This window comes from Erythrobacter sp. HA7-11 (genome assembly GCF_055693605.1).
In genome coordinates, this window is the sequence record NZ_JBVFUF010000002.1 from 2,321,930 (window position 1) to 2,339,512 (window position 17,583).

The 17,583-nt window shown below is 58.1% G+C and carries 20 protein-coding genes; 1 reads left to right on the forward strand and 19 read right to left on the reverse strand.

Translation table 11 applies throughout. From position 1 onward, the window contains the following. From ACZ1GU_RS11810 to ACZ1GU_RS11855, 10 genes are all read right to left on the reverse strand, one after another. A complete protein-coding gene (locus tag ACZ1GU_RS11810) occupies positions 1 to 1,143 on the reverse strand; it encodes an AAA family ATPase (RefSeq protein WP_472648183.1) in 1,143 nt (380 codons plus the stop codon). A 45-nt stretch (positions 1,144 to 1,188) separates the two neighbouring features. After that, entirely contained in the window at positions 1,189 to 1,800 is a 612-nt protein-coding gene (locus tag ACZ1GU_RS11815) for a TadE/TadG family type IV pilus assembly protein (protein ID WP_472648184.1), read from the reverse strand. Beyond that, positions 1,797 to 2,291: a TadE/TadG family type IV pilus assembly protein gene (locus ACZ1GU_RS11820; protein WP_472648185.1), complete on the reverse strand. Its 495-nt coding sequence runs from the start codon at positions 2,289 to 2,291 to the stop codon at positions 1,797 to 1,799. The genes ACZ1GU_RS11815 and ACZ1GU_RS11820 overlap by 4 nt, the downstream gene beginning before the upstream one ends. Further along, the gene (locus tag ACZ1GU_RS11825) at positions 2,288 to 3,808 is read right to left on the reverse strand and encodes a TadE/TadG family type IV pilus assembly protein (RefSeq protein ID WP_472648186.1); all 1,521 of its coding nucleotides are present in this window, start codon (positions 3,806 to 3,808) and stop codon (positions 2,288 to 2,290) included. The genes ACZ1GU_RS11820 and ACZ1GU_RS11825 overlap by 4 nt, the downstream gene beginning before the upstream one ends. Positions 3,809 to 3,829: 21 nt before the next feature. Further along, complete coding sequence (locus ACZ1GU_RS11830) at positions 3,830 to 4,114, reverse strand: hypothetical protein (RefSeq protein WP_472648187.1); 285 nt, start codon at positions 4,112 to 4,114, stop codon at positions 3,830 to 3,832. Then, the gene (locus ACZ1GU_RS11835; protein ID WP_472648188.1) at positions 4,104 to 5,414 is read right to left on the reverse strand and encodes a type II and III secretion system protein family protein; all 1,311 of its coding nucleotides are present in this window, start codon (positions 5,412 to 5,414) and stop codon (positions 4,104 to 4,106) included. Before ACZ1GU_RS11835 ends, ACZ1GU_RS11830 begins: the two co-directional genes overlap by 11 nt. Further along, positions 5,411 to 5,599 (reverse strand): hypothetical protein, encoded by a 189-nt coding sequence (locus tag ACZ1GU_RS11840; protein ID WP_472648189.1) that lies wholly within the window; start codon positions 5,597 to 5,599, stop codon positions 5,411 to 5,413. Before ACZ1GU_RS11840 ends, ACZ1GU_RS11835 begins: the two co-directional genes overlap by 4 nt. A 45-nt stretch (positions 5,600 to 5,644) precedes the next feature. Then, positions 5,645 to 6,211 (reverse strand): Flp pilus assembly protein CpaB, encoded by a 567-nt coding sequence (cpaB, locus tag ACZ1GU_RS11845; RefSeq protein ID WP_472648190.1) that lies wholly within the window; start codon positions 6,209 to 6,211, stop codon positions 5,645 to 5,647. Beyond that, positions 6,148 to 6,498, reverse strand: a complete 351-nt coding sequence (locus ACZ1GU_RS11850; RefSeq protein WP_472648191.1) for a hypothetical protein — start codon at positions 6,496 to 6,498, stop codon at positions 6,148 to 6,150. The genes cpaB and ACZ1GU_RS11850 overlap by 64 nt, the downstream gene beginning before the upstream one ends. Before the next feature lie 73 nt (positions 6,499 to 6,571). Next, a complete protein-coding gene (locus ACZ1GU_RS11855; RefSeq protein ID WP_472648192.1) occupies positions 6,572 to 6,739 on the reverse strand; it encodes a Flp family type IVb pilin in 168 nt (55 codons plus the stop codon). 412 nt (positions 6,740 to 7,151) lie between these two features. Here ACZ1GU_RS11855 and ACZ1GU_RS11860 point away from each other — a divergent pair, with 412 nt between their 5' ends. Continuing rightward, positions 7,152 to 7,958, forward strand: a complete 807-nt coding sequence (locus ACZ1GU_RS11860; RefSeq protein WP_472648193.1) for a DUF2569 family protein — start codon at positions 7,152 to 7,154, stop codon at positions 7,956 to 7,958. A gap of 28 nt (positions 7,959 to 7,986) precedes the next feature. Here the strand turns inward: ACZ1GU_RS11860 and ACZ1GU_RS11865 are convergent, their stop codons facing one another. The 9 genes from ACZ1GU_RS11865 to ACZ1GU_RS11905 all read right to left on the reverse strand — a co-directional run bounded on the left by ACZ1GU_RS11865 (position 7,987) and on the right by ACZ1GU_RS11905 (position 17,578). Further along, positions 7,987 to 8,787 (reverse strand): alpha/beta fold hydrolase, encoded by an 801-nt coding sequence (locus ACZ1GU_RS11865; protein ID WP_472648774.1) that lies wholly within the window; start codon positions 8,785 to 8,787, stop codon positions 7,987 to 7,989. Beyond that, positions 8,741 to 9,568 carry an AfsR/SARP family transcriptional regulator gene (locus ACZ1GU_RS11870; RefSeq protein WP_472648194.1) on the reverse strand — a complete coding sequence of 276 codons (828 nt, stop codon included), beginning with the start codon at positions 9,566 to 9,568 and terminating at the stop codon, positions 8,741 to 8,743. Before ACZ1GU_RS11870 ends, ACZ1GU_RS11865 begins: the two co-directional genes overlap by 47 nt. Continuing rightward, positions 9,565 to 10,650 (reverse strand): CaiB/BaiF CoA transferase family protein, encoded by a 1,086-nt coding sequence (locus ACZ1GU_RS11875; protein ID WP_472648195.1) that lies wholly within the window; start codon positions 10,648 to 10,650, stop codon positions 9,565 to 9,567. The genes ACZ1GU_RS11870 and ACZ1GU_RS11875 overlap by 4 nt, the downstream gene beginning before the upstream one ends. Before the next feature lie 90 nt (positions 10,651 to 10,740). Further along, positions 10,741 to 11,544, reverse strand: coding sequence for a DUF547 domain-containing protein (locus ACZ1GU_RS11880; RefSeq protein ID WP_472648196.1), 804 nt, complete (start codon positions 11,542 to 11,544; stop codon positions 10,741 to 10,743). A gap of 113 nt (positions 11,545 to 11,657) precedes the next feature. Further along, positions 11,658 to 13,709: a glycosyltransferase family 2 protein gene (locus ACZ1GU_RS11885; RefSeq protein WP_472648197.1), complete on the reverse strand. Its 2,052-nt coding sequence runs from the start codon at positions 13,707 to 13,709 to the stop codon at positions 11,658 to 11,660. Between the two features lie 34 nt (positions 13,710 to 13,743). Next, positions 13,744 to 14,073, reverse strand: a complete 330-nt coding sequence (locus ACZ1GU_RS11890; RefSeq protein WP_472648198.1) for a hypothetical protein — start codon at positions 14,071 to 14,073, stop codon at positions 13,744 to 13,746. Positions 14,074 to 14,161: 88 nt separating this feature from the next. Beyond that, the gene (locus ACZ1GU_RS11895; RefSeq protein WP_472648199.1) at positions 14,162 to 15,136 is read right to left on the reverse strand and encodes a sterol desaturase family protein; all 975 of its coding nucleotides are present in this window, start codon (positions 15,134 to 15,136) and stop codon (positions 14,162 to 14,164) included. Between the two features lie 171 nt (positions 15,137 to 15,307). After that, positions 15,308 to 16,339, reverse strand: a complete 1,032-nt coding sequence (locus ACZ1GU_RS11900) for a PfkB family carbohydrate kinase (protein ID WP_472648200.1) — start codon at positions 16,337 to 16,339, stop codon at positions 15,308 to 15,310. 21 nt (positions 16,340 to 16,360) lie between these two features. Next, entirely contained in the window at positions 16,361 to 17,578 is a 1,218-nt protein-coding gene (locus ACZ1GU_RS11905) for an alginate lyase family protein (RefSeq protein ID WP_472648201.1), read from the reverse strand. Positions 17,579 to 17,583 lie beyond the last annotated feature (5 nt).

The following is a 17,583-nucleotide window of genomic DNA, read 5'->3' on the forward strand; positions in this document are numbered from 1 at the left end:
TCAGCTATCCCCTTCGTCATGCGACAGCAATTCGGTGATCATCTGATCCAGGGCTTTGCCGAATTTGGTTCGTTTCGATTGGTCCCAAACAAGCTCGCCGCGGTCATGCGCTTGCTCGATTAGGTTTGCCTCTTCAGGCAGCGAGGCAAAAATAGGGTGGCGCAAGGCGTCTTCCGCCTCGTCGACCTTCAGGGTTTTGAACATGCCGGTTTCCGCCTTGTTCAAAACGACCTTGATCGCCTCCTTGTCGATCCCGACGGACAGCAGAAAGTCGATCTGCCGCCGCAATTTGCGCAGGTGATGGACCGTCAACTTGCCAACCAGCACAATTGCCTGGCTGGCAAACAGGGTCGAAAGGCTCCAGCTTGTCATGGCAATTGGCATATCGGCGACAACCAGTTCACAGTCTTGGCGCGCCATTTTGAGGATCGGCGCCAATTGCTCGAACTCGATCTCTTCAATCGGCAGAATGTCCGTCGGCGCAGCGACCACAGCTGGCATGTAATCACGCGCGGTGATGACCGAATTGAACAATTCGTGATCGAGCCGCGTCTTCGCTTCTAGCAGGTCCTGCAGGGACAAACGGTTGCTGTAGCCAAGATAGCTGGTCGCATCGCCCTTCTGCAGATCGAGATCGATCAGCGTTGCCGGCAAGCCATCCCTCGCATAGGCGCCCGCAAGGTGCGTTGCGATAGTGGTCGTACCCACGCCGCCTGCGCAACCGATCACGGAGACCAAAGGCGCCAACTTGCTGGGCTCGGATGCCTTGCGGAAAGCCTCTAGGTTCACCTCTGCAAGCGATCCGAGAAGATCCTCGATCGAAAACGGGATTTCTAGCACATCGATCACGTCGCGCTTCATCAGTGCGCGGGTGCTCCTGACATCGAGCGCAACGACTCCTGCGATCACAGGGATGCCGGGAACAGTCGCGTTGACGAGCTCAATCCGATTGATCGACGCATCGAGTGACGGGTCCACTTCGATAACAACGATGTCTGCGTCTTCGAGCGCTTTGAGTGGAGGCGCTTCGGTCAAGCCGCATTCAACCAGCGCAAGCATATCCGCGAGCTCTCCAAGACCGACAATGGTGCGCGGCTGAGCCAGCACAACGACCCTGCCCGGCAGGTCCACTGCGCTCTTCATCGAAACCTCATATATGTCGTCAACTCTACCCACTTGCTGTGTGCCTCAATTTGCCACGCTGCCTTCGCTGTCCTCGGCGGTAAGCGAGTAGCGAAGGTTCGGAAGGTCTAATGTGCCGTCGAAGATGGCGAAGGTGATTGGCTGGTAATCCAGATCTTCGAGCCGGACAGTCACGATTGGCGCAACGTCCGGACCATTGGGATCACCTGAAAAGCCGAGGCCGGAATATTCGTAATCGACAACAACGTTGGCCGCAGTGATATCGCCTTTGATATCTTGCATGCGACCGACCAGCGTATCGAAGGCCGCCTGGTTGAGTGTGGTGTCGAAGCCGCAATTACCTGCGCATGTGCAGCCATTCTCGTCGCAGGAAACACCGGGGAATGCGCTTTGCGGCACAACTGTCCCTTGCGGAATACCGCCGCTGACGGCGAAACTGTAATCGGCAAGACCCGACGGCAAAATGTCGGTTGCAACGGCCCAGCGCGCACCGGTTTGCGTGGCTTTTTCGGCCTGGTTTATCGACCAGGAATACAAGCCGATGTCGATCGTGCCGAGAATGAAGAGCAACAACAGCGGCAGAACCAAGGCGAACTCGGCAGCCGATGCCCCGCTTTGATTTCGCAAGAAGCGTACAGTTGCGATACGTTTCGTCATATGCCGTTCACCACAGCTTCGGCGGATGCTCTCACCTCCGATTGATCGTCGATGTCGGTCAGCGTGTTGAACAGCGATGGATAGGACGCTGTTGCTGCCACCGTCACAACCGGAGCGCCGCCTGTGTTGGATTGAAAGACACCCGTAGTCGTCCCGCTGTTGCAGGTCATGGTCACAGTGATGTCGGAATTTTCCCAATCCGTGATCAACGGTGTCGTCCCGGTCAAACTGCCCGTGCGGGTCACGTTCTGGATTTGGGCGATAGCACCTGCGTCAATGCCTGCCGGGCATGTGTAAGAGTCAAAAGGCAAACGCCCTGCAAAGCGCGCGCCTTGGCGAACCGACTTCACAATCTTCTGCTCGGTGTAAAAGTAGTGCCCGGCCTCGAACGTGACAAAGATCAACGCCAACATAATTGGCAGCATCAGAGCCATTTCCGCGCCAGCCGCACCGCGCTCGTCGCGCTTCAAAGAGAAAAGTCGCGCGATCATTCGATGATGTACGGGACATCCTTACGGATGTCCTGCCCTGCGCTTGAGCCGCCACCCAAAGTGGTGGGCCCGACGACCTCCACATAAAGGTCGCTTTTCTCGGTAATCTTGTTGCCGCCATTGCCGCGATCAACCGACGGTTCGACCAGGAACACGTCGATAAACTCGACCGGCGTGCTGTCAAACTTGCCCGAATTGCCGCCACAATTGAGCACGGCCACGCTGATCACACGGCGATCGGGTGCAGCCGAATTGGGTGCGACGCCCGGTGGACCGCATACCGGCGCGCCATGCGCACGCAGACTGCCGACATTCTGCACCGCCAGTGTGCTCGCATTGGCGGCTTCGTATTTGTAGACGTCATAACGGGTGGAATTGGAGCTAAGCCCTGACGGCATGCCCGCTGGATAAACCCCAACATTGCTGCGGAAATAGGCGTTACGATCCCAAATACCGTCGCCAATCTGTCCGTTCGCGCACGCTCCATCATTGCTAATGGCGTGACACATATCACGAGGATAGCCCATCGGCTGGAGCGCATCCGCCTCGGCGTTGGTCAGCGGCGTAGTCGGCGAAGTCGGGCGATATGGATTGGGACCGACCTGCCAGCCATTGTTGCCATTCGTGCCGCAAGCATTGCCATTGCCTTTTAGCAAATCCTTGCGCGAAACAGCTGACGGAGGACAACTCGCCTCATCCCCGGGGCAGGCATTGTTGATCCCGTTCTCATAAATGTCGAAGCGGGTGTTGAGCGCGTCGAGCACGCTCACCTGAACGCCCGGCTTGGTGGTCACCATGTCGGTCCCGACGCAGTCGCCGGGGACTTCAGTGCGGCCCAGTGTCTGCGCCGTGTCAATCGCGCCGCTGCCCGCATTGGTCTCAAGATAACCAAAGTTGCCAGGCACAAATCCGCCGCCATCGTTCTGGACCAGCTTTACGCCCTTCCCGATGTAGAAACTAACATCGAAATTCGGATCGGTGCTCTCGCGCGGATTGCAAAGCATCAGCGGCGGCTGCTTGCATATGGCCGAACCGAGGCCAGCCAGCGCAATTCCCTGAATGTCTCCAGAAGTCAGAAGACCCGTGATCGGGAGCAGGACGTAGTCAACGCTACGCGCCGTGACGAACACCTCGATGAAATTCGCATTGCCATCATTGGTGGCTGCAGTGGTTTTGCCCTTATCCTGCCAGAAGCGGATTTGGCCGGTCGCATCGCAGCCCGTCTCGAGCGGCACTTCAACGGCATTGGCTCCGCTCGCCAGCAAGGTCTCATTCGCAACCAGCGCATTAGCCGCGGTTGCGGCCCTTGTGCATGCACCTGTCTGTCCATCAAGCTGGGTTGCACCTGCTAGCGAGGCCTGATCCGCCGCATTCTGCAGCTCGGAGTCCATCCCCGCCATCCGGGCATAGTCAAACCCCACGCCGGCAACCGCGATCAACCCGGTCAACGCCAGAGCATAAGTCGCCGCGGCTGCACCGCTTTGATCCTGCCAGAATTGCCGAATGTGTGTGGTCACGATTGCCTCTTTCGCTTGCTCTTATTCCGGCCCTTCGGACACGGCCTCAGTGGTTGAAATGCGATCCGGTTGCTCGACACGGCCCGCGCGATATCGATCAATCGCATTGGTTGCGTTGACTGCACTGGTGGCTGGAACCTGCGTGTCATATTCGGGATTGGGATTGATCACCTGCGCAGCCATCGTCGCCCGATTGGCTTCACCCCAGGTCGGATCCTGATAGCCGAAGGTTTCCTTATCGACCGTAGAGCAGGCGGACAGTGCCAATGCGCTCAATGTGAGCGCTCCAATTGCCTTAGAATTCATAGCGATCTCCCTCGCCTGCATCGGCAGGTGCATCTGTAGTCGGTTGCGCTTGTGCTGCTGTCGATGGCGGAACATCGGTCGCAATCGGTCCGGTTGCCTCGGGCCGATAAGCCACGCCGTTCAGGATCACATCGGCTGCCACAGGATCTTTCACCCGGTCGGTTGGCAGGCGTACCTGGCTCGGCTTGATCGGCGCAACGAGGCGCGGAGTGACGATAATCAGCAGCTCCGTCTCACCCTTTTGGAAGCTCGATGAACGGAACAGCGATCCGATGATCGGGATCGAGCCGAGCACCGGAACCTGGCGCACGGTGGTTTGGAAATCGCGCTGCAGCAGGCCCGCAATCGCAAAGCTTTCGCCATCGCGCAGTTCCAGTACGGTGCTGGCCCGGCGGGTTTGCAAACCCGGAATGGCAATACCGTTCAGATTGATCGACGCGGTCGGATCAATCGAGCTGACCTCCGGTTCAACCACAAGATTGATCGTGTCGTCAGACAGTACAGTCGGCGTGAAGCCCAGGCTGACACCGAAGGGCTTGAACTCGACGGTCACCGAACCGCCGATCGCTCCCGTGCCTCCTCCTGCGAGGCCGCCATTGTTCTGCACGACCGGGATCGGAAATTCACCGCCCGCAAGGAACGAAGCTTTCTCGCCGGACAGTGCGATCAAGGTCGGCTCGGCCAAGGTCTTGGACAGGCCGCGATCTTCGAGCGCATCAAGAACCGCCTCGATATTTAAGCCGGCGACATCGCTGAAGAACCGGCGGAAGATACCAAACGTGCCAGTGATCGAGTCCAACTGGACCACCCCTGCACCGGTATCGGGATCAGGGACCAACTGCGCACCGCTGCCAATCGCACCTTGCAACGCGCCGCCATTGGAACGGAAGAACGAGCTGACGCCCAAATCCTTGCCCACGCTGCGCGATACTTCGGCGAAGCGCACTTCGAGCATCACCTGCTGGCTGCTACCCAAAGTCATCATGTTGACGACCTTGTCGCCGGCATAGGCGCGGGCGAGTTGCACGGCGCGGTCGGCCACATCCGGGCCCGTCACCATGCCGCTCAAAATGATGGATTCGTTCGAGATGCGCGCGTCGATATCCTCGCCCGGCATCAGCGATCCCATCTGGTCGCGCAAGGCAATCACATCTGGCCCGACCGCAATGTCCATCACCGCCATCACGAAATTCTGGCTGTCGTAGAGCGTCAGGCTGGTTGTGCCCATCGACTTGCCCAGCACATAGACCGAGCTTTGCGAAATCGGGAAGATATCCGCGATCTCGTCATTACCGATCAACGCCTTGGCAATCGGTACCGATCGGCCGTGATGACCTGGCTTTTGTTGACCGGCACTTCGACAGCGCCAGCATGGATCGACACTTGGTCGCCAGTGCCTTGTGCGCTGGCTGGAGCAATGCCCAGAGTGCCTGCGATGAGCAAACTTGCGCCAGCAAGTGCCCGGAAGAAATTAGAACCCGCCATTGCGTCTCACCTGATAGTTTTCGCTTTCAACGCCGCGTACGACTGTCATAGACGGGCCGCGCGGACGCGCGGGAGCGCGCCGTGCTGAACCCCCTGAAGCAACAGGAGCACGAGCAGCTGGCGCCGGCGCAGCGCGGTACCGCGACCACGCTCTGGAATGAAAATGCCCGCACCGCCCAGATCGCGCGCCAGCACCGGAGCGGTTGCGCCAACGGTCTGGTTTTCGACATTGCGCAGCGCGAGGCTGAGCGAGCCAATTTGCGTCGCGAGCGAGAGTTTTTGCGAGCCGTAAATATCGGTTTGGAGTGTGGCTGTTTGCGCGACGACCGGCTCAGTGTCGTTTTCATCAGCCACCTGATCAATCGCGAGCACCTGGACATTTTCAAGCACCACCGTCGTCATCTGATCGGTTCGTTCAGCACCATCGCCCGGAATTTGCCGGGTCAGCATGACGTCAACGACATCGCCTGCGCGGACGAAACCGCCAACACCTGCGACTGCGTTTACGGGGATCGAGACCGCCCGCATATCTTCTGGAAGCAGCGCACCTAGCGATGCGCGACCGCCCTCTCCGCTGACCTTGGCAGCGAGCACCGGTTCGCCAATAACCATCGGGCGCAGCGCAACACGTGCTCGCCCTGCATGGCGTCTTCCACCGAGGTGAATGCCCCTGCCGGAACCGATCCCGCTGGCCAATTGGCCAAGCGCACATTTGTCGTCGTGATGGCTGTGCCAAAGCCCATATCCTGGCTGGCTACAACGATGCGGCTGACGCTTTCATTTTGAGCAATCTGTTCCTGCTGTCTCTCGTAACCGCTGAAATAGCTGTTAGCGAGATACACGGCGATGGCTGCAAGAAATACGGCTGCCCCAATGATGAGCAGGTTTCTGCCCTTCATGGCTCTTCCCCCCAGAGATTTAAAAAGTTGAAGACTCGCGACACACTGCCGCGAGCCCCCAAATGATCACTGATTAGGTGATTGCGCCTTGGACCAGCGTGGTCGCAGCATCGATCTCGGTGTCGATAGCTTGGCCGAGGAGCAAAGCAGCTCCAGCGATGCCAGCACCAACAACAGCCAGGATCAGTGCGTATTCAGCAGCTGATGCCCCGGACTCGTCACGGAGAAAGTTCTTAATCATAGTGTATTCCCTCACACAGTAAGGGTCAGCCCCCGGCTGACCACAACAATGTGGAGCCCCGGCTTCTATTTCCGGTTTGCCCCATCCCATGTGAAAATTGTCGGAATTCGGCGCGACCCTCTGTTTTTATGTTTCGGCTCACGCCGTCTTCGCACTTCATTCCACTGGAACGATCTTAGGATTTACCCATTGTTAAGTACAGTCAATCATAAAAACGTAACATTAAATAATCTATTATTTTCAGATATTTGATCTTGTCAATTCGTTAATACCCGAAGTTAATCAGGCAAATGTTAACCTGAGTTAGGTAGAGCGAAAGCTCAATTTTGTCGCAATTTTACAAGTGCGCGCCGCTCCGATTCGGAACGAAGTGATTCGGCAAGACCAAACGTAATGTGCTAAGGTATTTACAGTGAAAGCAATTTTTGAGCCTTTCAAACCTCTGTATGGCAGATGCGTCGCGGTCGCGTTTGAACGCAGCAAGGATGCGATCCACTTCGTCACCCACAAACTTTCTCTCATCGCAGCGATATGGCTCGGCTTCGTCGCGCTGCTTTCAATTGGCCGGATACTTCTATCACCCACTCCGGTCACCTCGCTCGGCTATGCGTTGGAGGTGATAATCCCCTACACGCTCGTCGCGCTGTCACCGATTGCCGGTTTTCTGCTGGCGCGCGCCGCGTTCAGTGGCCGCAACGCGCGGCAGCGCACAAGCTTCCGCTTCGCTTTCGTCGGTCGCTGGCGCAATCTCAGCGTTGTTGAGGCGGTGCGGCACCCAAGTTATGGCACGATTGGCTTCATGGCTTCGCTCACAATCGGCATGCTGCTCAACGTAGTTATACGGACTGGCGAGTATTTCCTCGCGATCCCGGCGCTCACCACTGCTGCCCCCGATTGGGGTATCACCCTGTACTGGATCGCGACGTTCGATACGGTTCTGATGAACTTCTTCTACATGGTGTGCTTCGCGATGGCGCTGCGCACCGTTCCGCTGTTCCCGAAAATGCTGCTGTTTGTCTGGATCCTCGACGTCATGCTCCAGCTCGGTATTGCCAATATCATGTCTTCCAGCAACGCGCCTGTCGCGGTCAAATCCGCGCTTCTTTCACTGCTGCACGGCAACATCAACAAGGTGCTGATCAGCGCGGCGATCTGGCTGCCCTATCTGATCCTGTCAGAGCGGGTGAACGTGACCTTCCGCCACCGCATTGCGACTTAAGGGCGGACAATGGCAGTGAGCGCCTTTATCAAGTCTCGCTCAGAAAATCGTTGACCACTCCGACGAAGCGATTGGACGCTGGCTCAGAACCCAGCAGCAGGTGATTGTTGCTCTCAAGGCTCACCAATTGTGCATCTGGAATCTTGGCCGCAATGGTCCGTCCCGTTGCAAACGGTATGCGCATATCCCCGCGGCTGTGAACTACGAGAGTGGGACACTCGATCTTGGCCAGATCGGCGCTGACATCGATATTCGAAAAAGCTTCAAGAAACCGGACGGCGTTTTCTGAACTGGTCGTCAGACGTTGAAATTCGTCAAACCAGTCGAGCTCTTCAGGGCTAGCATCCGGCATAAAAGTGCGGGAAAACATGTGGCGGTAGGCAGGATTGTCCATCCCCCAGCCGGTCTCGGTGAGGACCATTACCGCCTCGCGCTCCCTGACCTGCTCGGGAGTGGCCTGTAACCGCCAACCCTGATCGTAAGCCCCGAACAAGACCAGCTTGGTGACCCTTTCGGGATACATCGCAGCATAGCGGATCGAAACTGCAGCGCCTTGGCTGATGCCAAGCAAGGGAAAACTCTCAAGCCCTGTGGCGTCCACCACGCTTTCCAAATCTTCGACGAATTTATCGAAGCTTATCTCTTCCACATCCCAGTCAGAAAGGCCGCAGCCGCGCTCGTCATAGCGGACGAAATGATGCGTCTGGGACAGGCGTTTGAACAACGGACTCCAAATGGGCGCATCCCAATCGAGCTCTAGATGATTGAGCCAGTTTGCAGCCTTAATTAGGGGAGGATTGCGCGATGATCCAACGCTCGCCCAAGCGATATTGGTCGCATCGTACCGCCTTCACGAAACGGATGTTCTGCTCCGATGGCGCAAGCGAATGCCGTGCTGCTTTGGGCTGCTCTGTGCTGCTATCGAGCTCGAATTCCGGTGCCTCCATTCCAGCAAGCGCGAATTCCTCACTCAGCTTTCGTGCCAACCCCAATGCTGCTGGCTTACCGGAAGCATAGTGTTTGCATTCATACGCGCACTTGGCCGCTCCGCGAGAGAACGGGGCGGCTTTGAGCCAGCGTTCGGCCCATTTGTCGCGCACCTCCCACGGTAAAGCGCCATCTCTGGCATAGCGCTTCGCAATCAATATTCGCTGGCGGGTGAAATCCGCTCGCAAACTTTCGACCCAGATAGAGAATGACGAATGTTCGCCCAATTCAATGCCTTCGAGCGGCACGCCATTGAGCGCACGCCAGGTGCTGTCAGCAGCAGCTTCATCCACGGCAGCGCCATTGACAAGCTCGTTGCACGCGTCCTTGTCCACCGTGATCAGCGACATATCGCACCACACCAAATCGCGGCTGGCCTTGATCACCTCTTGCCCGTCTGCGTTGAGGTGATTTCGCAAGCGAGAAATGGCCCAGCGTAGGCCCGCCAATGGATCGTTCCGATCGTCCCAAAAAATCTCGCAGAGCGCCTGGCGCGTGTACTGTTTGCCAGTACCGACGAGATAGGCGAGCATCGCCCGCGCCTTGCGAGACGAAGGAAGCTCGACCAATTCGCCAGACCGGCGAAATTCAAGTTGCCCAACGATCTGAACGTCAAGTTTCATGATGTCTGATCCAAATCCGGCGCAGCGCGGGGCTCCCAATGTACGCCAGCAAAGCGGATCGCGGGCGCAATATGATGCGCACCATCTTCACCTTCGATAAGAATACCGCGCTCGGCCACATGCGGTTGATCAAGCGCTTCGCGAAAGTTCAGCACAGGGGCGAAAGCGACGTCTTTATCGGCAAACCATGCGATCCATTCTTCGCGCGTGCGAGTGCAGAAAGTCTCGCGCAGATAGGTAATCAGTTCCTCCTGTTCGCCGGCTTCACGCTCGGCATGAGAGATCAGATCTTCGCGTCCCAATGCGGTAAGCAAATTGCGCGCGAATTTGATCTCTCGGCCACCCAGCGCGACATGCTTGCCATCAGAGGTCCGGTAAACTTGGTAGAAGGCCGCGCCGCCAAGCGACCTTTGCCGTTCGGACACAGGGCCTTCGCCGCCTGCAATCGCGCTGCCAGCGGTATGCGCGCACCACGGCAGAAAGCTGTCGAACATGGCGCAATCGATGTAAGCGCCCTCCCCCGTGCGATCCCTCCCAAGCAGCGCCATCAAGGTGGCCGACAATGCCGTGAGCCCTGCCGCCAGGTCAGCGCTGGCTACACCGGGCACCACCGGCGCGCCATCCGGGCCATCATTGACCGACAGAAAACCCGCAAGCGCTTGAACGGCCATATCGTGTGCAGGATGGTGCGCGAGTGCGCCCTCCTGTCCGAAAGCGGAGATGGAGCAGTAGACAATGTCAGGTTTGATGCGCTTCACCGCGTCATAATCGAATCCGAGCCGTTTCATCACTCCGGGTCTGAAGCCTTCGACAAATACATCGGCCTGCTCGCACAGCTCTGCCAGCTCCGCTTTGCCTTGCTCGGATTTGAGGTTCAGCACGCGGGACTCTTTGCCGCGATTGAGGTTGGCGAACCAGACCGAATGGCCCGCCTCCATCGGCTCCATCTGCCGCGCGGGATCGCCGCCTTCGGGCTCGATCTTGATCACACGAGCGCCCTGATCGGCCATCATGACGGTCATCATCGGACCGGGCAGGAACTGCGTGAGGTCAACGACGGTAATTCCGGAAAGCTTGCCCATGTTTCGGCTACTCACACCAATCGGGTGCGAGTTCAAGCCGATGAGGTCGGCTTATCGAGGACAACGCGCGCCAGCATCGCGCTTTGTCAGCTATGCCAAATTGAGGCTCCAGTCATAGTCATAGCCGCTGATCTCGCTTGCCCCATTGAGCAGCGCCACCGTTGGTCCTTCGGCATAGTCGCGGGCATGATCGATCACGTCCTGCACCGAACCCCAGTCATCCTGATACCAATCGAAAATGCTGGAGGCGATAATCCGGCCCGGCTCACCACCAAACCCGCGCGGATGGTTGATGAAGGATCTGCTCGCGGCCTCAAGCATCTCTTCCAGCTTCGCGCCGGTATAGGCCTCACGCGCGAGGTTGGGGCAGCCAATCGAGGCGCAATTCACCGCATAGTGAATACGCACATCCTGCCATTCGGGGCGGAGAATATCGTGCTCGATATTGTCGAGGCTCAAGGTGCGGCCCGACACGGTAACAGCGTCGTCTTTCCACGGCCCACTGCCCAACAGCCCGATATCACGGATCGATTTGAGCGGTAGGTTCTTCAGGATCACGTCGACAGTCGCCGCATTGTAGAGATTGACCCAAAAGGCGAATTGTTCGTCAGCGCCAAAATCTTCGATCGCGACGGACTCCAGCGATTGGATGTAAGCCTCCACCTGATCGGCAGCCTCGCTGTTGAGGCGGTCATACTCCACCAGATTGACGCCGTTTTCGCCCGCAACCACGTATTCCTGCAGCAGGCTGTTCCATGCCGAATGATCTATCACCGCGCCCGATCCTTCATTTGATGCAAAACTCTCATCGCCCAGCCCGCCTGGACCTGAGGGACCGCACGCGGCGAGCACTGCGGTAGCGGGAACCGCTGCCAGGATAGTACGGCGCGACATTCTGGTCGCTGCGAGGGAGTCGATTGGGGCTGCGTGCGTCACTATGAAAGTCTCCAGATACCGGCGGTCTTGATCACAAGTTCGCCGCAATCAGCGGGATCGTTACACGAATATCAGCTTGAAAGTCGGGCACGTTCATTCGTCGGCCTCTTGCGTCTAATCTGATCAAAATCACCAAACGCTTCGCGCGCAATCACGAACAGGATTTTCCACCCCGCCAGAACGACGCCGCGCAATGTGCCCGAAATCTTCGAAACACCCACGCGTTTGCGATAGCTGACCGGACGCTCGGTCACCCTAAGTCCCAGTTTCGCAGCGCGCACCTGCATTTCAATCGTCCAGCCAAAATCGCGGTCTGCCATGTGCAATCGCGCCAGCGCCTCTCGGCTGATCGCCCGAAACGGGCCAAGGTCGGTGTAGCGCACGCCCCAGATCAGACGGACCAAGGCAGGCGCGAGCCAATTGCCGAAGCGTTGCGGCAGGCTCATCGCGCCAGGTTCGACTGTGCCCAATGCGCGCGAGCCGATGACCAACTGCGCCTTGCCGCTAATGATCGGCTCGATCAGCTGATCGGCGTCTTCGGGCACGTCAGAAAGATCGGCATCCATGAACAGGATGATGTTGGTGCGCGGATCGATTGCGCCCAAAGCTGCGAGACAAGCCGCGCCGTAGCCGCGTTCTGTTTCCGAGATGACGCGCGCGCCTGCAGCCTCGGCAATCGCCGCAGAACCATCGGTCGAGCCATTGTCCGCGACGAGGATTTCGAGCAGCCCGGTTGGTGCAGCGGCCTTAATCCCGCGCACGGTCTCGCCAATGGAGCCCGCTTCGTTGAGCGCGGGGATTACGATGGAAACGCGAGGGCTCTCAATCGCCTGGACGGTAGAGCCGTGCGGGTTGGATCGCTTGCGGCTGCGATACATATCAAAGGCAATCGCGCCCCCGACAAGCAACCATTCAGCCCTCAGCGCAAGCGGATGCACTTCGAACTCTTCGAGCGTGTAGAGCTCAAGGTTCAGGCCGGTGAGGTAAGACAGCGGAAGCACCGCACTAGCGACGTACGGCCAGACCTCGCGGCGCCCCACAGCGAAGGGGAGCAACCACAGCACATACCAGGCGTTCACCGCTGGGGCGAACAGCAGGATCACGCCAAAGATCGCGGCCAGCGGGACGTCATCAAAACCTTTGGCTGAAGCGTGAAACCACAGCACAAGCAATCCCGCGATAACGAGCGCGAGCAACCGGGCCCAGGTAGGTCCGAACACGGTCAAAAGCGCTTCAAAGGCGAAGGGGTTGAAATACCATTGGGTCGCAAATGTCTCGGTTGAATCGAGCCCGACGCCCATCCCTTGCACCGCGAAAAAGCCGTACAGCATCGCTAGAACGAGTATCGCGGACGCCACCGCTTTTGGAGCGAGACGCACCAGCATCGGCCACGCCGCAAAGGCGACCAGTTTGGCTCCGGTGGCCGCAGCGAACAGCGCTCCGGCAATTACGGGATGGCGTCGCCCGGCCAACAGCCCTGCAAACAGAAACAGCGCCAGGATGATGTCGGGGTGCAGATGCAGCGTGCTTTCGGCAACGACCACCGGGTTCCACGCAAACAGAGCAACTTGGCCTGGCGAATGCTTGCGCAGCAGCAGCGCGGTCAAAACGAGCGCACTGGCCGCAAACAACAGCCTCAAACCGATCTCATCGCTTCCTGCAAAAAGACTTACGAAGGCGAACAGAAACTGAAGGACGGGGCCGTAAATCGTGGGCAGGTATGCGTAATTGATCCATTCAAGCACGCCTTGCATATCAGGCGGCACTGCTGGATCATCGAGGAAATCGGCTGGCGCCAGGCCATAAGGCGTCCCTGTTTCGAGGACCCGCCAGCCATCCCAGATAAAGCGGTAATAATCGTCTTCGAAGATTGTGTGGCCAAACAGCGCGATTGCATGACCAACCACCGCAACCGCGAAAACGCTTCGCGCTGAGAGAGGCGCCCGCCGCCATAGCAAGAGGGAGACCAAGGCACTGCCGCCTGCGAGCACGACGACATAGCTCGTAATCGGCGGTGCGACAGCGCGCGAAAGCGCCACCAGAAAGCCGACGCTCGCAAGGAAAACAAGCCCAGCAAATGCTGCGTGCGCAACACCCTGAGGACGAGCCGGAGGGATGCTCACACAGCTAACCGCATGCCCGGCGCTTCACTGATCGTCAGACGCCGTAGCGACTGCGGAGAAAATAGAGGACAGCTGTGCGATCGCGGTCCTTGAGATTGAATTTGCCGTTGCGAACACCGTTTGCGACCTCAGAGGCGGTCTGGCGATTGAGCCGCTTGTGATATTCGCATTTCTTGCAAGTGATGCGCTTTTTGACCTGCGATTGTCCGCGGCGGATCAGGCGGTCCTCCTCGGAAACCTGAGGGACATTCGCGCCGCTACCGAAGCCTCCGCCCCGACTACCCGAACCAGATCCCGAAGCGAGCGCGGGTGTTGACGTAATGGCGACAGCCATAAGCGCGGCTGAGACGATTGCTTTCTTCACGTTCGATGTCCTTTGGTGATGACCTTGCTACTACCCTCTTCGTGCGAACGGCCACATTGGTTACGACTTCCGACGATTTTTCTTCCAATCACCCCGTCTTTCCTTCCCGGGTGAAAGGGCGGATCAGATAGTCACGCCAGCCGGTGAGTGGCTGGTATCCATCGATACCGGTGGGATGGAACGTCTCGTCGCGCGGCATATGCTGGGTTCCGAAAATCCGGTCATAGAACGAGAAGAACGAGCAATAATTGCGCCCCCAATGCTCGATCTCTCGCGAGTGGTGATAATGATGATAGACATTGTCCGCGAGCACATGGCGAATGACAGGCGGGAATGACATCGCCGGATTATCGGTGTGCATGTAGTAGTTGGAGACGAGATAGAACGTCGTTAGCAGAGCGATGTGCTGCTGCGGGCTTTCGATCAGGAAGATCAGCGGCACGGTTATCACCGCCAGATAGAGCGCATCCTGCGCCCAATGCGAATAGCTCCGCGCAGCGTTCATCTCTTCGATCTGGTGGTGGATTGCGTGCAGCCGCCACAACGAAGGCACGTCATGCAAAGCCCGGTGCAGCCAATATTCGAAAAACCCGATGACAACCATGTAGAGAACCGGGAAGATCACCAGCAGAGGGCCGAGGTCGTCTGCCTGTAGCAAGGGCGTGATCTCGAACTGGTAGAGCCATGAGAAAGCGAGCGCTTGCAGACTGATCGCAATCGTTAATCCGATTGAGGCGTAGATCAAACCTTCGGCATAGCGCTTTTTGAAGCCATGAAAGTTGAAATGCCGCCACTCGAAAAAGGCGAACAGGGCAATCAGCGCCACCAGTGACATAAGGCCGTTGGTCAGGGCTGCGGCAAGACTAGCAGCCGCATATGGCAGGCCAAGATCGAGAACCGCAAATCCCACACTATCCTGAACAAATGCCACACCGCGCAACAGGCCTTCGGCTGCCGCCAACATCACCCCAAATGTCAGTGCAAAAACGCCCAGCGAGCGCGGCTTGTTCTCGGGCGCTGTCCCGACTTTATCGCTGGCGCTCGCCAATCCTGTCACCGCCATCCTCGCAACCCTCAGTGTCTTACCGCACCATATGATGTTCGCAATCAAGCATCAAAGGGTTACAGCTTGCGGGTGAGACCAATGCGCGCACGCACAGTCTCGAAGGCAATCGGTGTCACTTCAGCGGGTGAGAAGTGGATGCTCGGGTTTAAGTGCGACCCTTCATCCCGGTCATCTTTGCACCCGGCCTGATCCGTCACCGGACATGAGTTTTTCGACCTCTGGCACTGTGACGCGGTTGAAGTCGCCCATGATCGTGTGCTTGAGCGCGCTGGCAGCAACCGCGAACTCGAGGCTCTGCTGACGATCCTCGTAAGCGTTGAGGCCGTAGATCAGCGCCGAGGCAAAGCTGTCGCCGCCGCCAACGCGGTCAACGATATCGGTGAGTTCGTACTTCTTCGACAGCATAAAGCCGTCGTCTCTTGTGCGCAGGCAGGCCGACCAGTTGTTGCGATCCGCGCTCAGGCTTTCGCGCAAAGTGATCGCGATGGTGTGCATGTCGGGATAGATGTCGAGCACTTTCTGGCCGAGCGCTTCATACTTCTTCGTGTCGAGCTCACCGCTTTCGACATCGACATCCACCGATATATCGAGCGACTTCTGGCAGTCTTCCTCGTTGGCAATGCCGACATCGACATACTTCACCAGCTCGCGCATGACCTCGGGCGCGCTCTTGCCGTATTTCCACAGCTTGCCGCGGAAGTTGAAGTCGCAAGAGACAGTCAGCCCTGCTTCCTTCGCCGCCTTCACGCAGGCCATCGACAGGTCCGCTGCCGACTGGCTCAGCGCTGGCGTAATTCCGGTGATGTGCAGCCATTTGGCTCCGGCAAAGATCGCCGGCCAGTCAAACTCGTCCAGCTGCGCATTGCAGATCGAGGAGTTTGCGCGGTCATAGACGACTTTGGATGGCCGCTGGTTCGAGCCGGTTTCCAGAAAGTAGATACCCACGCGCTCACCCGAGCGGCTGATATGCGCGGTATCGACCCCGAACTTGCGCAGCTCCATAATCGCGTTTTCGCCGATGTCGTTATCCGGAAGCGCGGTCACAAAGCCTGCATCCAGCCCGTAATTGCTGAGCGCGACTGCGACATTGGCCTCGCCCCCGCCAAAGGTCGCCTCAAACAAAGGCGACTGGAAAAAGCGCTCATGCCCAGGCGTCTTCAGCCGCAACATGATCTCACCAAACGAAAGAAACTGGGTCACGAAAAAATCTCCATGTCGCGCTTACGGCAACGAAACATTGCCCTTGCGCGGGCCAGACCCTGCAAAGAGCATATCTGTGTTAGCGAATGTCATCCGCATTGTGTCGAACTTGCCCGATGCATGATCGCGGTCGGCAAAAGGCCACGCTTCCGGGCTGGCCGAATAGCGGGACAGAAAGGCATGCGCTGTCTGCAAGCTACGCCCGTCTTCGAGCTTCGCGCTCCAAAGATCCATGCCGGTGCACTCGCCAATGGTCGCGAGCCGCGCAGCACCGCCCACGACAAAGTTTGAATAGTGCCAGCTGCGCGTTCGCTTCAGCTCTTCGATGAAACGTCCCTGGCGATCCATTTGCACGCCGAGCCGGTAAGCCGGAAAATTCTGGACGATGTTCGCGGTCACTCCGTCAAGCCCGGCAAAGATCGCAAAATGCGCGAGATAGAAATCGTAGAAAACGCCGTGATTGTTGCGCTTCTGCATTTCTTCTTCGCCGTTTTCGCTGGTCGCCATCCAGGTGGCAAAATCGGCATACCATTGCTGCAGAGCCGCCTGCTCTTTGCCTGACCATGCGGCTGAGGGAGCCAGCAGTCCGACGCTTTCGACAATCGTCGACAGGTCCGAAGCCTCGATTATGCCGACCCCGCGCCCCTTTACCTTGCCGGGAATGCCCTGAGCAAAGTTCATATTCGGGTTCATCCGGGTTGAAGGATCGAGGAACCAGACACGCAGCAGCGTGGCCGCGTGATCTGCATATCTCTCGTCCTCGGTGATGAAATAGGCGACCGAGAGAGCTTCCAGATCATTGCCCAATTGGCTCAGCCGCCGCTTGTCGAATTCTGGCCCATTGCGCTCTGGATTGACCTCTCCGTCGCGGCGAGCATAGGGTAGGCCATCCTTGCTGCTCTCATTCGGCCACCAATATGGACCGATGGAGGCGTAATCATTGGGCGATGCCCCTGGTACCGGCCGTGGCTTGTCGGTTACGCTATACGGCCCGCGCGAGAGCGCCCTATCCGCTTCAGCGACATATTCGCGGCTCTGCTCCGCGTCGGCTTCGATCGCTTCGAGCCATTGTGGCCGCCAGAGAAAGGTGCGCCGCCCGCCAAAGTCCGCAGCATAGCCGGCCGAGCCGCGGCATATCGGCCCGTCCTCGGGATAAGCAAAATCGGGTACGCTGGCTGACGCCGGGAAGTGGGCGCTGCTGAGCGCAAACATTCCCGCCGCTGCCAAGAGTGCTCTCACTGTAC

Excerpts from the sequence above, each read along its gene's own strand:
- ACZ1GU_RS11855 (WP_472648192.1), bottom strand. The coding sequence starts at position 6,739 with ATGATTAAGAACTTTCTCCGTGACGAGTCCGGGGCATCAGCTGCTGAA.
- ACZ1GU_RS11820 (WP_472648185.1), bottom strand. The coding sequence starts at position 2,291 with ATGATCGCGCGACTTTTCTCTTTGAAGCGCGACGAGCGCGGTGCGGCT.
- ACZ1GU_RS11810 (WP_472648183.1), bottom strand. The coding sequence starts at position 1,143 with ATGAAGAGCGCAGTGGACCTGCCGGGCAGGGTCGTTGTGCTGGCTCAG.
- ACZ1GU_RS11880 (WP_472648196.1), bottom strand. The coding sequence starts at position 11,544 with ATGTCGCGCCGTACTATCCTGGCAGCGGTTCCCGCTACCGCAGTGCTC.
- ACZ1GU_RS11870 (WP_472648194.1), bottom strand. The coding sequence starts at position 9,568 with ATGAAACTTGACGTTCAGATCGTTGGGCAACTTGAATTTCGCCGGTCT.
- ACZ1GU_RS11830 (WP_472648187.1), bottom strand. The coding sequence starts at position 4,114 with ATGAATTCTAAGGCAATTGGAGCGCTCACATTGAGCGCATTGGCACTG.
- ACZ1GU_RS11815 (WP_472648184.1), bottom strand. The coding sequence starts at position 1,800 with ATGACGAAACGTATCGCAACTGTACGCTTCTTGCGAAATCAAAGCGGG.
- ACZ1GU_RS11895 (WP_472648199.1), bottom strand. The coding sequence starts at position 15,136 with ATGGCGGTGACAGGATTGGCGAGCGCCAGCGATAAAGTCGGGACAGCG.
- ACZ1GU_RS11850 (WP_472648191.1), bottom strand. The coding sequence starts at position 6,498 with ATGAAGGGCAGAAACCTGCTCATCATTGGGGCAGCCGTATTTCTTGCA.
- ACZ1GU_RS11840 (WP_472648189.1), bottom strand. The coding sequence starts at position 5,599 with ATGGCGGGTTCTAATTTCTTCCGGGCACTTGCTGGCGCAAGTTTGCTC.
- cpaB (WP_472648190.1), bottom strand. The coding sequence starts at position 6,211 with ATGGTTATTGGCGAACCGGTGCTCGCTGCCAAGGTCAGCGGAGAGGGC.
- ACZ1GU_RS11875 (WP_472648195.1), bottom strand. The coding sequence starts at position 10,650 with ATGGGCAAGCTTTCCGGAATTACCGTCGTTGACCTCACGCAGTTCCTG.